Origin of the sequence: Streptomyces termitum (assembly GCF_014650175.1) — a bacterium.
GTDB classification, from domain to species: Bacteria; Actinomycetota; Actinomycetes; order Streptomycetales; family Streptomycetaceae; genus Streptomyces; species Streptomyces termitum.
The window spans coordinates 207,560-222,335 of sequence record NZ_BMUL01000002.1 but is presented as its reverse complement, the minus strand read 5'-3'; the positions used below and the strand labels follow the sequence as shown (position 1 = coordinate 222,335).

At 73.6% G+C, this 14,776-nt stretch carries 12 protein-coding genes; 10 read left to right on the top strand and 2 right to left on the bottom strand.

The annotated features are described in order from the left end of the window. Positions 1 to 102 precede the first annotated feature (102 nt). The 7 genes from IE219_RS04370 to IE219_RS04340 all read left to right on the top strand — a co-directional run bounded on the left by IE219_RS04370 (position 103) and on the right by IE219_RS04340 (position 8,533). Positions 103 to 948: a DegV family protein gene (locus tag IE219_RS04370; protein WP_189975174.1), complete on the top strand. Its 846-nt coding sequence runs from the start codon at positions 103 to 105 to the stop codon at positions 946 to 948. A 108-nt stretch (positions 949 to 1,056) separates the two neighbouring features. Next, a complete protein-coding gene (locus IE219_RS04365) occupies positions 1,057 to 1,902 on the top strand; it encodes a ComEA family DNA-binding protein (RefSeq protein WP_189975173.1) in 846 nt (281 codons plus the stop codon). A 71-nt stretch (positions 1,903 to 1,973) separates the two neighbouring features. After that, positions 1,974 to 4,520, top strand: a complete 2,547-nt coding sequence (locus tag IE219_RS04360) for a ComEC/Rec2 family competence protein (protein WP_229849580.1) — start codon at positions 1,974 to 1,976, stop codon at positions 4,518 to 4,520. Between the two features lie 133 nt (positions 4,521 to 4,653). Next, the gene (locus tag IE219_RS04355; RefSeq protein WP_189975172.1) at positions 4,654 to 5,316 is read left to right on the top strand and encodes a helix-turn-helix domain-containing protein; all 663 of its coding nucleotides are present in this window, start codon (positions 4,654 to 4,656) and stop codon (positions 5,314 to 5,316) included. Between the two features lie 25 nt (positions 5,317 to 5,341). Then, positions 5,342 to 6,604 carry an MFS transporter gene (locus IE219_RS04350; protein ID WP_189975171.1) on the top strand — a complete coding sequence of 421 codons (1,263 nt, stop codon included), beginning with the start codon at positions 5,342 to 5,344 and terminating at the stop codon, positions 6,602 to 6,604. A 70-nt stretch (positions 6,605 to 6,674) separates the two neighbouring features. Next, complete coding sequence (locus tag IE219_RS04345; RefSeq protein ID WP_189975170.1) at positions 6,675 to 7,538, top strand: arylamine N-acetyltransferase family protein; 864 nt, start codon at positions 6,675 to 6,677, stop codon at positions 7,536 to 7,538. Positions 7,539 to 7,642: 104 nt separating this feature from the next. After that, complete coding sequence (locus tag IE219_RS04340; protein WP_189975169.1) at positions 7,643 to 8,533, top strand: YceI family protein; 891 nt, start codon at positions 7,643 to 7,645, stop codon at positions 8,531 to 8,533. 16 nt (positions 8,534 to 8,549) lie between these two features. On the opposite strand, the gene IE219_RS04335 is transcribed toward IE219_RS04340, so the two are convergent. Beyond that, a complete protein-coding gene (locus tag IE219_RS04335; protein WP_189975168.1) occupies positions 8,550 to 8,792 on the bottom strand; it encodes a hypothetical protein in 243 nt (80 codons plus the stop codon). Positions 8,793 to 8,847: 55 nt separating this feature from the next. Between IE219_RS04335 and holA the strand changes: the two genes are divergently transcribed. After that, positions 8,848 to 9,837: a DNA polymerase III subunit delta gene (holA, locus tag IE219_RS04330; RefSeq protein ID WP_189975167.1), complete on the top strand. Its 990-nt coding sequence runs from the start codon at positions 8,848 to 8,850 to the stop codon at positions 9,835 to 9,837. A 379-nt stretch (positions 9,838 to 10,216) separates the two neighbouring features. Here the strand turns inward: holA and rpsT are convergent, their stop codons facing one another. After that, positions 10,217 to 10,483, bottom strand: a complete 267-nt coding sequence (rpsT, locus tag IE219_RS04325) for a 30S ribosomal protein S20 (RefSeq protein WP_093876150.1) — start codon at positions 10,481 to 10,483, stop codon at positions 10,217 to 10,219. Positions 10,484 to 10,721: 238 nt separating this feature from the next. Here rpsT and lepA point away from each other — a divergent pair, with 238 nt between their 5' ends. Further along, entirely contained in the window at positions 10,722 to 12,590 is a 1,869-nt protein-coding gene (gene lepA / locus IE219_RS04320) for a translation elongation factor 4 (protein ID WP_189975166.1), read from the top strand. A gap of 204 nt (positions 12,591 to 12,794) precedes the next feature. Beyond that, positions 12,795 to 14,672: an AMP-dependent synthetase/ligase gene (locus tag IE219_RS04315; protein ID WP_189975165.1), complete on the top strand. Its 1,878-nt coding sequence runs from the start codon at positions 12,795 to 12,797 to the stop codon at positions 14,670 to 14,672. The last annotated feature ends 104 nt before the right edge of the window (positions 14,673 to 14,776 follow it).

Below are 14,776 nucleotides of genomic sequence, written 5' to 3'. Positions count from 1 at the left end.
GCCCACCTGGGCCCTGTCCGGCGGGAGCGCGGAACCGGACGCGTCCGGCCGCGGCCGGGGTCGGGCTGCCGTGCGGCGGTCGCGGCGGGTAACCTCCCGCTCATGTCCCGGCATGTCGCGATCGTCACCGATTCCACGGCCTACCTGCCACCCCGGACGAGGGAGCGGCACGCCATCACCACGGTCCCGCTGACCGTCGTCATCGGCGACCGCGCCTTCCTCGAAGGCACCGAGATCTCGGCCGGAGCGCTCGCCGAGGCGCTGCAGAAGCGGCGGCCCGTCACCACCTCGCGGCCGAGCCCCGAGGTCTTCGCCGACGCCTACCGCGCGGCGGCGGAGGCCGGAGCCCGGGGCGTCGTCTCCCTCCACCTCTCCGCCGAGGTCTCCGGCACCTACGACGCCGCTGTGCTCGCGGCCAAGGACGCGCCCGTCCCGGTACGGGTCGTGGACACCCGCATGATCGGGATGGCCCTCGGCTTCTGCGCCCTCGCGGCGGCGGAGGTCGTCGAGGGCGGGGGTTCGCTCGACGAGGCGGTCGCGGCGGCCGAGAAGCGGGCCGGGAACACCGCCGGCTACTTCTACGTGGACACCCTGGACTATCTGCGCCGGGGCGGGCGGATCGGGACCGCCCAGGCCCTGCTCGGCTCCGCGCTCGCGGTGAAGCCGCTGCTCGAACTCGACGGGGGCCGCATCGAACTGAGGGAGAAGGTGCGGACCGCGTCGAAGGCGATCGCCCGGCTGGAGGAGCTGGCCGTCGAACGGGCGGGCTCCGGGCCCGTGGACATCGCCGTCCACCACCTCTCCGCGCCGGAGCGGGCCGAGGCGCTCGCGGAGCGGCTCGGGGAACGGCTGCCGGGACTGGTGGAACTGCACGTCAGCGAGGTCGGCGCGGTGATCGGCGCGCACACGGGGCCGGGACTGCTCGCGGTGGTCGTCTCACCGCGCTGACCCCTGTCCTCACCCGTGTGGGTGACGGAGTTGTCCACAAGTGAGCCGTCGTCCACGGAAGTTGCCGGGGGACGGCACGGGCCGGTGGCGGACCCTACCGTCGCAGGCATGGACCTTCGTACGAGTTCTCCTCCCTTTGTTTCCGGCGGTGGCTCCGGGCTCGCCGGGCGGCGGGCCCGGGAGCGGGGCGACGCCCTCTTCCCGGGTGCGGCCCCGCAGGACGCGGCCGTCGAGTCGCCCGCCGCGCCCACCGAGGCGCCGGTGGCGGAGCGGAGGTGGCGCGCCGCGGGGCGGGAGCGGCTGCCGCTGTGGACGCAGACGCGGTGCGGGCTCGAACCGAGGACCCTGGCCGCGCTCGGTGTGGTCCTGGTGGTGGCGGCCTGCGCGGCGGGCGGCTCCTTCTGGGCGGGACGGCCCGAGGCGGTGAGCGCGCCGGAGGTCGTCCGGGCCGCACCGGAGGCGCCCTCGCCCGCACCGGCCCCGGCCCCGGCCGACGGGACGACGGCCCCGGCCCGCGCCCCGGCGGAGGTCGTGGTGGACGTGGGAGGAAAGGTCCGCGAGCCGGGGGTGCTGACGCTGCCCGCCGGGTCACGGGTCGCGGACGCGCTGCGGGCCGCCGGCGGCGTACGGCCCGGGGCGGACCTGACGGGCGTCAACCGGGCCAGGGTCCTCCTCGACGGGGAGCAGGTGCTCGTCGGCGTGCCCGGAGCGCCCGCGCCGCCGCCGGGCGGTGCGCCCGGTGCGGGGTCCGGCGGGGGCGGTGCGCCGGTGAGCCTCAACGCGGGGACGGCCGAGCAGTTCGACGCCCTGCCCGGGGTGGGGCCGGTGCTCGCCCGGAGGATCGTCGACCACCGCACGGAGCACGGCGGATTCCGCTCGGTCGAGGAGCTGCGGGAAGTGAACGGAATCGGCGAACGGCGCTTCGCCGACCTCCGCCCGCTGGTGCGGCCGTGACGCGGGGCGGAGCGGTGGGGGCCGGACGGGAGGTGGAGACGGAGGCGGAGGCGGATGCGGGGGAGAACGGGGTGGAGAGGGGAGGGGCGGAGAAGGGAGGGGCGGAGGCGGCTGATCTGCGGCTCGTGCCGCTCGCGCTCGGCGCCTGGGCGGCCGCCGCGGTGGGTCTGGGCGTCGCCGGCTGGTGGACGGTCGCCGGGGTGGGCGTCTGTCTGGCCGGGGCCGCCGCGCTGCTCGTACCGGGAGTGGCGCGACGGGTCGCCGGAAGGAGGGAGGCCGCGCCGGGGGACGCCGGGGCGGGGGACGCCGGGTCGGTGCGGGCCGGGGCGCGGGGGCGGACGGCGGGGTGGCGGTTGCGGGCCACCGCGTGGGCTGGGGTGCTGTTGTGCGCGGCGGCGGGCGCCGCCTCGGCGGGGCTGCACGCGGCGGACCTGCGGCGGGGACCGGTGCCCGTGCTGGCGCGGGAGTACGGCCGGGCCTGGGTGGAGGTCACCGTCACGGCGGACCCCCGGCTGACCCGGCCCCGGGTGCGGGGATCGGGAATGGCGCCGGTGTCGGTGGTGGTGGGCGCCGAGGTGACCCGGGTGGAGCGGCCCGGCGGCCCGGCCCACCGGACGCGCGCGCCCGTGCTGCTGATCGTGCCCTCGGAGGAGGGGCGGGAGGCGTGGCTGCGGCTGCTGCCCTCGACGCGGCTGCGGATCGCCGCCCGCTTCGCCCCGCCGATGGACCCGGGCGATCCGTTCGCGGCCGTCCTCAAGGCGAGGGCGGGGCCGCCGGTGGTCGTGGCGCCGCCGAGCGCGCTCCAGCGGACCGCGGGCTCCCTGCGGGCCGGGCTGCGGGAGGCGACCGGGGGACTGGCGCCGGACGCGCGGGCGCTGCTCCCGGGGCTGGTGGTCGGGGACACCTCGCGGATCGGGACCGACCTGCGCGAGGCGTTCGAGGCGACGGACCTCACGCACCTGCTGGCCGTCTCGGGAAGCAATCTGTCCATCGTCCTGCTGCTGCTCGTCGGGCGGCCGGGGCGGGCGCGGCAGGTGGAGCGGGGCGGGCTGGCGCCCCGGATCGGGCTCTCGCTGCGGGGGACGGCGGTGGCGGGCGCCGGGCTCACGCTGGCCTTCGTGGTGGTGTGCCGGCCGGACCCGAGCGTGCTGCGGGCGGCGGCCTGCGGGCTGGTCGCGCTGCTGGCGATCGCCACCGGCCGCAGGCGTTCGCTGGTCCCCGCACTGGCCGGGGCGGTGCTGCTGCTCGTGCTGTACGACCCCTGGCTGGCGCGGAGCTACGGGTTCCTGCTGTCGGTGCTGGCCACCGGGGCGCTGCTGGTGGTGGCGCCCGGGTGGAGCGACGCGCTGCGGCGGCGCGGGGTGCCGGGGCGGCTCGCGGAGGCGCTGGCGGCCGCGCTCGCGGCGCAGGCGGTGAGCGCGCCGGTGGTGGCGGTCTTCGCGGCCCGGATGAGCCTGGTGGCGATCCCGGCGAACCTGTTCGCGGAACTGGCGGTGGCACCGGCGACGGTCCTCGGCTTCGCGGCGCTCGCCGTGGCGCCGCTGTGGCCGGGCGGTGCGGCGGGACTGGCGTGGGTGGCGGGGTGGCCGGCCGGGTGGATCGCGGGGGTGGCCCGGACGGGGGCGGCGCTGCCGGGGGCGGAGGTGGCGTGGCCGGGCGGCTGGTGGGGAGGGGGCGCGCTGGCCCTCGTCACGGTCGTGGTCGTCGTGGTGGTGCGGAGGCTGCGGCGCCGGGCGTGGCCGCTGGCCGGGGCGGCGGTGCTGCTGGTGCTCGCGGTGGCGCGGCCGGCGCCGGTGGTGCGCTGGTTCACCGGGTGGCCGCCGCCCGGCTGGGTGTTCGCGATGTGCCAGGTGGGGCAGGGGGACGCGACCGTGCTGGCGGCGGGCGGGGACGCAGGGGTGGTGGTGGACGCCGGGCCCGACCCGGCGGCGGTGGACCGCTGCCTGCGCGAGCTGGGGATCGAGCGGGTGCCGCTGCTGGTCCTCACCCACTTCCACGCCGACCACGTGGCCGGGCTCCCCGGGGTGCTGCGGGGGAGGGCGGTGGGGGCGATCCAGGTCACGGGGCTCGACGAGCCGCAGGGGCAGGCGGAGTTCGTCCGGCGGGTGGCGAAGGCGGCCGGGGTGCCGGTGGTCAGGGCGGTGGCGGGGGAGCGGCGCCGGATCGGACCGCTGGAGTGGACCGTGCTGTGGCCGCCGGGAGGTGCGGGAGAAGGGACGGGACCGGGAGCGTCGGGAGGTCCGGGTGGCGGGGCGAACGACGCGAGTGTGACGTTGCTGGTGCGGGCGCGGGGCGGGGTGAGCGTGCTGCTGCCCGGTGACCTGGAGCCACCGGCGCAGCGGGCCCTGTGGCGGGCGCACCCGGAACTGGGGGCGGTGGACGTGCTGAAGGTGGCCCATCACGGCTCGGCGCACCAGGACCCCGGGCTGGCGGCGGTGGTCCGGCCGAGGCTGGCGCTGGTCTCCGCCGGGCGCGACAACCCGTACGGCCATCCGGCTCCCCGGACGCTGGCCGTGTTGCGGGCCGGCGGGGCGCGGGTGCTGAGCACCGACCGGGACGGGGCGATCGCGGTGGTGGGCGCGGGAGGGGAGTTGGCGGCCGTGGCGCGGGGCCGGTGAGGCGGCGACGGCGGGGAGGCGGCTGTGCGGAGGGAGGGATGTCCGTAGGGAAGCGTTTCTTTACAAGCGCTTGTAAAGAAGTGGTTGTAAACGAATCCTTGTAAAGGAGTCTTTCTATAGATAGCTTTAGACCATGGTGGAGAACGAGCGGAACAGCGCACCGTCCCCCGGGGACGAACAGCCCCACAGCGTCAGGCTCACGGACCCCCGCGCCCTGCGGGCCTACGCCCATCCGCTGCGGCTGACCCTGGTCGGACTGCTGCGCCGGTACGGGCCCTGCACCGCCACCCGGGCCGCCGAGCTGACCGGTGAATCGGTCGCCAGCTGCTCGTACCACCTGCGGATACTCGCCAAGTACGGGCTCGTGGAGGAGGCGCCGGGCGGGCGGGGGCGGGAGAAGCCGTGGCGGGCCACCGCCCGGTACACCGAATGGCCCGGCCACAGCGACGACCCCGCCGTCGCGCAGGCGGCCGACGAGCTGAACGTGGCCGTCGCCGAGCGCTGGTTCGGACGGCTCGCCCAGGCCGTGGAGAGCCGGACGGACGTCCCGAAGGAGTGGCGCGAGGCCGAGCTGTTCGGCGACGCCCTGCTCTACGTCACCCCCGCCGAACTGGCCGAACTGGGCGAGCGGATCACCGAACTCCTCCGGCCCTACACGGAACGGGAGGGCGCGCCCGCGCGCCGGCCGGCGGACACGATGCCCGTCAGCTTCCTCCAGATCGCCTACCTGGACCCGGACGTCGACGCGGAGCGGGACGCCGGGGAAGAACGGAACACCGACGACGACCGGAGATGACCGGCGAGGAGAAGGAAGGAGAAGGATGGGGCTCACCGCACGGATCCCGGCCCTGCTGCGCGAACGGACGTTCCGCCGCTACTGGACGGGGCAGACCGTCTCGCTGATCGGCGACCAGATCTCCCTGATGGCGCTGCCGCTCGCCGCCGTCCTCGTGCTCGGTGCCGACGCCGCCCAGATGGGCTGGCTCAAGACCCTCGAACTCCTCCCCGCCCTCCTGCTCAACATCCCCTTCGGGGCCTGGGTCGACCGGCGGCCGCACCGCCGGCGCATCATGATCGCCACCGACCTGGGGCGGGCCGTGCTGCTGCTGACCCTCCCCGTCGCCTACCTCCTCGACGTGCTGACGCTCGGCCAGCTCTACGCGGTCGCCCTCGGCATGGGCGTCCTGTCGGTGCTCTTCGAGGCGTGCAACGTCACCCTCTTCGCCGCCCTGGTCCCCGCCGAGGGCTTCGTGCAGGCCAACTCCCTGGTGAGCGGCAGCCGCTCGATGGCCTGGCTCGCCGGGCCCGGCATCGGCGGTGTCCTCGTCCAGGTGCTCACCGCCCCCGTGGCACTGCTCGCGGACGCCCTCACCTACCTGGTGTCCGCCGGTTACCTGGCCAGGATCGCGCCGGCCGAACCCGCCCCGGAACCGGTCACCAAGGGGCACTTCACGGAGGGGCTGCGCTGGACGGTGCGGGAGCCGTCGATGCGGGCGCTGTTCGCCTCGTCCGGCACCATCCAGTTCTTCAACTACATGTTCCACACCCTCTTCGTCCTCTACGTGACCACCGAGCTCGGCCTGAGCGCGGGCCTGCTCGGGGCGATCCTCGGCGCCGGGGCCGTCGGCGGCCTGCTGGGCGCGGCGTGCAGCGGGGCGGTGGTCCGCCGCATCGGCATCGGCGGCTCCCTCGTCACCGGCTTCCTCGGCTTCTCCCTGCCGCTGATCCTCGTCCCGCTCGCGAGCGGCCCCCTGCCGCTGGTGGCGGGCGTGCTCTTCCTCGCCGAGTTCCTCTCCTGCGTCGGCGTGATGATCGTCGACGTGGCCGCCGGGGCGTTCCAGCTCGCGCTCATACCCGACGCCCTGCGCGCCAGGGTCATGGGGGCCTTCCGCACCCTCAACCACGGCTTCCGGCCCGTCGGGGCCCTCGTCGGCGGGCTGCTCGGCTCGACGATCGGACTGCGGCCGACTCTCTGGATCGCCACCGTCGGCGGCGTCTTCGCGGTGCTGTGGCTGTTCCCCTCGCCGCTGCCCCGGACGCGCGAGCTGCCGACGACCGCCCGGGAGACCGCCCCCGCCGCGTAGCGGCCCGGGAGCGGAGCCAGGAGCGGGGCCAGGAGCGGGGTCGGCGGCGGGGCCGGGGCAGACTGCCCCCATGACCGATCACGAGCGAAGCGCCGACCCGACCGGGGCCGTACTGCCGGACGGCCTCGTCGACACCTACCTGCGGCGCATCGGCGCCGAGCGGCCCGCCCGGCCGGACGCCGGGGCCCTGCGGGAGCTGCACCTGCGGCACCTGCGGACCGTCCCCTTCGAGAACCTCTCGATCCACCTCGGGGAGGACATCGTCCTCGACGAGCGGGCGCTGGTCGACAAGGTGGCCGTGGCCCGGCGGGGCGGCTTCTGCTACGAACTGAACACCGCGTTCGGCGCGCTCCTGCGGGCGCTCGGTTACCGGGTGGAGCCGCTCCAGGCGCGGGTGCTCGACGACCGGGGGCGGCCGGGCATCCCGTACGACCACATGGCGCTGCTGGTGGAGACCGAGGACGGGACGCGGTGGCTGGCCGACGTCGGCTTCGGCGACCACAGCCACCGCCCGCTCCTCCTCGACGCGCGCGGCGAGCAGGACGACCCCGCCGGGACCTTCCTGGTCCGTCCCGCCGAAGGACCGGACGGGGCGGCGGGCGACCTCGACGTGGTGCGGGACGGGGTGCCCCGGTACCGGCTGGAGCCCCGGCCCCGGCGGCTCGCGGACTTCACGGCGGGCGCCTGGTACCACCGGACCTCGCCCGAGTCGCACTTCACCCGCAAGGTGATCTGCTCCCGGCTCACCGGCGACGGCCGGGTCAGCATCTCCGACCGCAGGCTCCTGCGGACCTCGGCCGACGGGCGCACCGAGCGGGAGCTCGGCACCGACGCGGAGCTGCGCGAGGCGTACCGGGATCTCTTCGGCATCGTGCTCGACGAGCTGCCCGTCGTACGAGGAGGGAAGGGAGGAGGAGACGAGGCGCGAGCGTAATTCGGACTCACCGGTAAGAAGAGCGCGTTTGCCTCGAACGCCCCATGGATGGTCGAATGCGAAGTCGTTGTACGGTGAACTAGTCGCACGGGGGTGCGTGGAAGATGTTCGGTGGTCTCTTCGGGAAGTGGGGCGGCGGCGGTGGCGGCCGGGGCGGCGCCCTCGCCGGAATCTCCGTACCGGCCTCGGCGGGCGTGGTGAGCTGCCGGGTCCTCGACCCCGTGCACGAACCGCTGCGGCAGGCCGAGTTCGTCCTCGCCGACGCGGCCGGCCGCAAGGTCCTGGCCGGTGAGACCGACCCGTACGGCACCCTCCTCGCGACCGTCCCGGCCGGTGAGTACCGGCTCGCCCTCACCTCCGAGGGCTACACGCCGCACCACGCCACGGCCGTCGTCGCCGAGGGGGTCCCCACCGAGCTCGGCGACGTCCTACTCCAGGTCGCCCAGCAGCCGCCGCTGCCCGCCGCGGGCGACTGGGAGATCGACCCCACCCACTCCCAGATCGGCTTCACCGCCCGGCACATCGGACTGGCCCGGATCCACGGCCGGTTCAACAGCTTCGCCGGCGCCCTCCGGATCGCCGACGACATGGAGCACTCGGCGATGCACGTCGTGATCGACGCCGCCTCCATCGACACCGGCGTCCAGATGCGCGACGACCACCTGCGCTCCGGGGACTTCCTCGACGTCGGCGCCTATCCGACCATCGAGTTCTTCGGCGACCGCTTCACCCACCGGGGCGGCAGCCGCTGGAACGTCACCGGCGCGCTCAGCCTGCACGGCGTGAGCCGCACCGTGACGCTCGACACCCAGTACCTGGGCCTCGGCAGCGGCCTGGAGGGCGAGACCCGCTGCGCCTGCCGGGCCACCACCGAACTCCACCGCGAGGACTTCACCCTCACCTGGCAGACCCTGCTCGCGCGGGGCATCGCGGTGGTCGGCTCCAGCATCTCCATCGACCTCGACGTCCAGATCGTGCCGAAGACCGCCGCCTAGGTTCGGTCCGGGGTGGTCACGGGGACTCCAGCCAGCCCTCGTACTCGGCGGCGAAGGCGTCCAGCGCCGCCGGGTCGAGCCGGCCCTCCGGGTCCTCGACCACCACCAGCCACTGCGCGTCCTCCGCGTCGTCCTCGCCGGCCAGCGCGTCCCGGACCAACTGCGGTTCCTCGGCCACCCCGAAGCGGCCGGACAACTCCTCGGACAGCTCCTCGGCGGCGTCGCGGTCGGGGAGCACCAGTACGTGTCGTTCACTCACCCCGCCATTCTCGCCCGGGACCCGTTGTCGGCGGGGCGTGGGATGCTGGAGCGCGATGGCCACCAGAAAGACTTCCAGCGACGACCTCCTCGGCCCCGTCACGCTCGCCGTGGGCCAGGAGGACCTGCTCCTCGACCGCGCCGTCCGGGAGGTGGTGGCGGCCGCGCGGGCCGCCGACGCCGACACGGACGTGCGGGACCTCACCTCCGACCAGCTCCAGCCCGGCTCCCTCGCCGAACTGACCAGCCCCTCGCTCTTCGCCGAGCGCAAGGTGCTGATCGTGCGCAACGCGCAGGACCTCTCGGCGGAGAGCGTCAAGGACGTCAAGGGCTACCTCGACGCACCCGTCGAGGACATCAGCCTCGTCCTGCTCCACGCGGGCGGAGCCAAGGGCAAGGGACTCCTCGACGCGGCCCGCAAGGCGGGCGCGCGGGAGGTCGCCTGCCCCAAGACCACCAAGCCCGCGGAGCGGCTGTCCTTCGTTCGGCAGGAGTTCCGGACGCTCGGCCGGTCCGCCACCCCCGAGGCGTGCCAGGCCCTCGTCGACTCCATCGGCAGCGACCTGCGGGAGCTGGCCTCGGCGGTCACCCAGCTCACCGCCGATGTCGACGGGACGATCGACGAGGCGGTCGTCGGGCGGTACTACACCGGCCGCGCCGAGGCGTCCTCCTTCAACGTCGCCGACCGGGCCGTCGAGGGCCGGGCGGCGGAGGCACTGGAGGCCCTGCGCTGGTCGCTGTCGACCGGCGTCGCGCCGGTCCTCATCACCAGCGCCCTCGCGCAGGGCGTCCGGGCCATCGGCAAGCTCTCCTCCGCGCGCGGCGGCCGGCCCGCCGACCTCGCGCGCGAGCTGGGCATGCCGCCGTGGAAGATCGACCGCGTCCGGCAGCAGATGCGGGGCTGGACCCCCGACGGGGTGGCCATCGCGCTGCGGGCCGTCGCGGAGGCCGACGCGGGGGTGAAGGGTGGCGGGGACGACCCCGAGTACGCCCTGGAGAAGGCGGTCGTCGCCGTGGCGCGGGCGGCCCGGGCCCGGCGCGAGTAGGGCGGGCACCCTCCCCCTGGGACCCCGCCGGGCACGCCCTCGCGCGCCCGGCGGGGTCCGCGCGACGCGTTCCGGAGGTCGTACACCCTGTTTCTGGGGGTGTGGGGCCGGGCGGTGGGGTGCTCGTGGGCGGGCTGCGGCGGGTGGGGGCGGGCATGCCGAAGGCCCCGGGGCTCCTGGGGAAGGAGCGGCCGGGGCCTCGGTGCACTGCTCGCTGTCCCGTACACGCGTGGCGAACGCGTCTCGCGTACGGGCCGGGTGGCCGGGCGGGAGCGGGAGAGAGGGTCCGCTTGGGTCCCGTGCGGCCGTAGGTGCCGGCCCTCCCCGGTGGGGGAGCGGTCACGGCACGGGGATCAGCCTGAGATCAGGGGATCCGGACTCAGCCCTGGAGGGAGGCAACCTTGATCGCCAGCGCCGACTTCTTGTTGGCGGCGGCGTTCTTGTGGATGACGCCCTTCGAGACGGCCTTGTCGAGCTGACGCGAGGCGGCACGGGTGGCCACGGTGGCCTTCTCGAGGTCGCCGGCGGCGACAGCCTCACGGGCCTTGCGGATCGCGGTCTTGAGCGACGACTTGACGGCCTTGTTGCGCAGGCGCGCCTTCTCGTTGGTCTTGTTCCGCTTGATCTGGGACTTGATGTTCGCCACTGAAAGAGCCTTTACAGGTTCGATGTTTCCTCAGGATGTGCCACGCAGCTGAGAGGGCACACGAGACACAGCTGTCCACGGTATCAGGCGGCCTCCCGGCCCCCAAACCGAGCGGGAGATCACCGCCCGGCCGCCGAAGGCCCCCCGGCGCACCGCCCAAACCGGACGCCCGGCGGCGGGCATGGGACGATGGGGGTTACGTGTCCGTTCCGAACATCGCCCGAGACGAGAACCCTGCGTGCCCGCGACTCCTACCAACGTGCCCGAGCCGAGCCGTACCGACCCGGCACTGATCCGCAACTTCTGCATCATCGCGCACATCGACCACGGCAAGTCCACGCTCGCCGACCGGATGCTCCAGCTGACCGGTGTGGTCGACCAGCGGCAGATGCGCGCCCAGTACCTCGACCGGATGGACATCGAGCGTGAGCGCGGCATCACGATCAAGTCCCAGGCGGTCCGCCTGCCCTGGTCGCCCACCGAGGGGCCGGAGCAGGGCCGGACGCACATCCTCAACATGATCGACACCCCCGGGCACGTCGACTTCACCTACGAGGTCTCGCGCTCGCTCGCGGCCTGCGAGGGCACGATCCTCCTCGTCGACGCGGCCCAGGGCATCGAGGCGCAGACCCTCGCCAACCTCTACCTGGCGATGGAGAACGACCTCACCATCGTCCCGGTCCTCAACAAGATCGACCTGCCGGCCGCCCAGCCGGAGAAGTTCTCCGAGGAGCTGGCGAACCTCATCGGCTGTCAGCCGGAGGACGTCCTCAAGGTCTCGGCGAAGACCGGCATGGGCGTCGAGGCGCTCCTCGACCGCGTCGTCCGCGACGTCCCGGCCCCCGTCGGCGACGCGGACGCGCCCGCCCGCGCGATGATCTTCGACTCGGTCTACGACTCCTACCGGGGCGTCGTCACCTACGTGCGTGTGATCGACGGCCAGCTCAACAAGCGCGAGCGCATCAAGATGATGTCGACCGGCGCCACCCACGAGCTCCTGGAGATCGGCACCAACTCGCCCGAGATGCTGCCGGCCGACGGCCTCGGCGTCGGCGAGGTGGGCTACCTGATCACCGGCGTGAAGGACGTCCGCCAGTCCAAGGTCGGCGACACGATCACCTCGCAGCACAAGGGCGCCACCGAGGCGCTCGGCGGCTACAAGGACCCGAAGCCGATGGTCTTCTCCGGTCTGTACCCGCTGGACGGCTCGGACTACCCGGAGCTGCGCGACGCGCTCGACAAGCTCCAGCTCAACGACGCCGCGCTGGTCTACGAGCCGGAGACCTCCGCCGCCCTCGGCTTCGGCTTCCGCGTCGGCTTCCTCGGCCTGCTGCACCTCGACGTGATCCGCGAGCGGCTGGAGCGCGAGTTCGGCCTCGACCTGATCGCCACCGCCCCCAACGTGGTCTACCGCGTGGTCATGGAGGACGGCGCCGAGCACACGGTCACCAACCCGAGCGAGTTCCCCGAAGGCAAGATCGACGAGGTCTACGAGCCGGTCGTCCGCGCCACGATCCTCGCCCCCAGCGAGTTCATCGGCGCGATCATGGAGCTGTGCCAGACCCGGCGCGGCACCCTCATCGGCATGGACTACCTCTCCGAGGACCGGGTGGAGATCCGCTACACCCTCCCCCTCGCCGAGATCGTCTTCGACTTCTTCGACCAGCTGAAGTCCAAGACCCGCGGCTACGCCTCGCTCGACTACGAGCCCACCGGCGAGCAGGTCTCCAGCCTGGTCAAGGTCGACATCCTGCTGCACGGCGACAAGGTGGACGCCTTTTCGGCGATCACCCACAAGGACGCCGCGTACGCCTACGGCGTGCGGCTCGTCGCCAAGCTGCGCGAGCTCATCCCGCGCCAGGCGTTCGAGGTGCCGATCCAGGCGGCCATCGGCTCCCGGGTCATCGCCCGCGAGACCATCCGCGCCATCCGCAAGGACGTCCTCGCCAAGTGCTACGGCGGCGACATCTCCCGCAAGCGCAAGCTGCTGGAGAAGCAGAAGGAGGGCAAGAAGCGGATGAAGATGGTCGGCTCCGTGGAGGTCCCGCAGGAGGCGTTCATCGCCGTCCTGTCGAGCGACGAGTCCGGCGGCAAGGCCAAGAAGTAGTCAGGCCCAGGTCAAGGGCTGGCAAGCCCCGCAGGGTGGGAACGGGTCCGCGTGCCGACGGCGCGCGGACCCGTTCGTTATCCACAGGCCCTTACGTACCGGACGTCGGCGCTCTACTCTGAGAGCCCCCCAGAGGTTACTCGCGAGTTAGTTACGCATCCGCAGTTGCACCCCAACAGGCACAGCCGCCGCCCGGAGGACGACGTGAGCGACAAGCAGACCCCGATCGACAACCGGCCGCCGTCCGTCGCGACGCTCTTCCTCGAACGGGTCGAGCGCACTCCCGACGCCGAGGCGTACCGCCATCCGGTGCCCGCCGCCTCGGGCAGCGGCCCGGACGACTGGAAGTCGCTCACCTGGGGGCAGGCCGCCGAGCGGGTCTACGCCATCGCCGCCGGCCTGATCGACCTCGGCGTCGAGCCGGAGCAGCGGGTCGCCCTCGCCTCCGCCACCCGCGTCGAGTGGATCCTCGCCGACCTCGGCGTCATGTGCGCCGGCGCCGCGACCACCACGGTCTACCCGCAGACCAACGCCGACGAGTCCGCGTTCATCCTCTCCGACTCCGAGTCGAAGGTCCTCATCGCCGAGGACGCCGCCCAGCTCGCCAAGGCCGTCGAGCGCCGCGCCGACCTGCCCGGCCTCCACCACGTCGTCGTCATCGACGCCGAGGGCGCCGACACCTCCGACGACTGGGTCCTCACCCTCGCCGACCTGGAGGCGCGCGGAGCCGCGTACCTCAAGGAGCACCCCGAGGCGGTCAAGGAGCGGGTCTCCGCGATCACCGCCGACCAGCTCGCCACCCTCATCTACACCTCCGGCACCACCGGCCGCCCCAAGGGCGTCCGCCTGCCGCACGACAACTGGTCCTACATGGCCAAGGCCATCGCCGCCACCGGCCTCGTCACCCGGGACGACGTCCAGTACCTGTGGCTGCCGCTCGCCCACGTCTTCGGCAAGGTCCTCACCTCCGGCCAGATCGAGGTCGGCCACGTCACCGCCGTCGACGGCCGCGTCGACAAGATCATCGAGAACCTGCCGGTGGTCCGGCCCACCTACATGGCGGCCGTCCCCCGCATCTTCGAGAAGGTCTACAACGGGGTCGCCGCCAAGGCCCGCGCCGGCGGCGGCGCCAAGTACAAGATCTTCCAGTGGGCGGCCGGCGTCTCCCGCGACTACGCCAAGGCCACCCAGGACACCTTCCGCCGCACCGGCACCGCCTCCGCGCCCTTCGGCCTCACCGCCAAGCACAAGGTCGCCGACGCCCTCGTCTACGCCAAGATCCGCGAGGCATTCGGCGGCAACCTGCGCGCCTGCATCTCCGGCTCCGCCGCCCTCGCCCCCGAGATCGGCTACTTCTTCGCCGGCGCCGGCATCCACATCCTGGAGGGGTACGGCCTCACCGAGTCCTCCGCCGCCTCCTTCGTCAACCCCGGCGAGGCCTACCGCACCGGCACCGTCGGCAAGCCGCTCCCCGGCACCGAGGTCCGCATCGCCGACGACGGCGAGATCCTGCTCCGCGGCCCCGGCATCATGGAGGGCTACCACGGCCTGCCCGAGAAGACCGCCGAGGTCCTGGAGGCCGACGGCTGGTTCCACACCGGCGACATCGGCGAGCTCTCCGCCGACGGCTACCTCAAGATCACCGACCGCAAGAAGGACCTGATCAAGACCTCCGGCGGCAAGTACATCGCCCCCGCCGAGGTCGAGGGCCAGTTCAAGGCCGTCTGCCCCTTCGTCTCCAACATCCTCGTCCACGGCGCCGACCGGAACTACTGCACCGCCCTCATCGCCCTCGACGAGCCCTCCCTCCTCGGCTGGGCCGCCGAGCACGGCCTCGCCGGCAAGTCCTACGCCGAGATCGTCGCCGCCCCGCAGACCGAGAAGATGGTCCAGGGCTACGTCGACCGCCTCAACGAGGGCCTCCAGCGCTGGCAGACCATCAAGAAGTTCCGCCTCCTGCCCCGCGACCTCGACATCGAGCACGGCGAGCTCACCCCCTCCCTCAAGCTCAAGCGCCCCGTCGTCGAGCGCACCTACAAGGACCTCATCGACGGGATGTACACGGGGGCCAGGGAGTCCTGACCGGGTGTTCCCGGAGCGTGCCGCTCCGGGAAGCGGTGGGATCGGGCATCCGGGCCCCCGCTGTCGGCGCCGACACATAGGATCTCCACGAGATCTTCACGTCG

Coding starts and splice junctions, on each gene's coding strand:
- IE219_RS04370 (WP_189975174.1), top strand. CDS start 103: ATGTCCCGGCATGTCGCGATCGTCACCGATTCCACGGCCTACCTGCCA.
- IE219_RS04365 (WP_189975173.1), top strand. CDS start 1,057: ATGGACCTTCGTACGAGTTCTCCTCCCTTTGTTTCCGGCGGTGGCTCC.
- IE219_RS04355 (WP_189975172.1), top strand. CDS start 4,654: ATGGTGGAGAACGAGCGGAACAGCGCACCGTCCCCCGGGGACGAACAG.
- IE219_RS04350 (WP_189975171.1), top strand. CDS start 5,342: ATGGGGCTCACCGCACGGATCCCGGCCCTGCTGCGCGAACGGACGTTC.
- IE219_RS04345 (WP_189975170.1), top strand. CDS start 6,675: ATGACCGATCACGAGCGAAGCGCCGACCCGACCGGGGCCGTACTGCCG.
- IE219_RS04340 (WP_189975169.1), top strand. CDS start 7,643: ATGTTCGGTGGTCTCTTCGGGAAGTGGGGCGGCGGCGGTGGCGGCCGG.
- holA (WP_189975167.1), top strand. CDS start 8,848: ATGGCCACCAGAAAGACTTCCAGCGACGACCTCCTCGGCCCCGTCACG.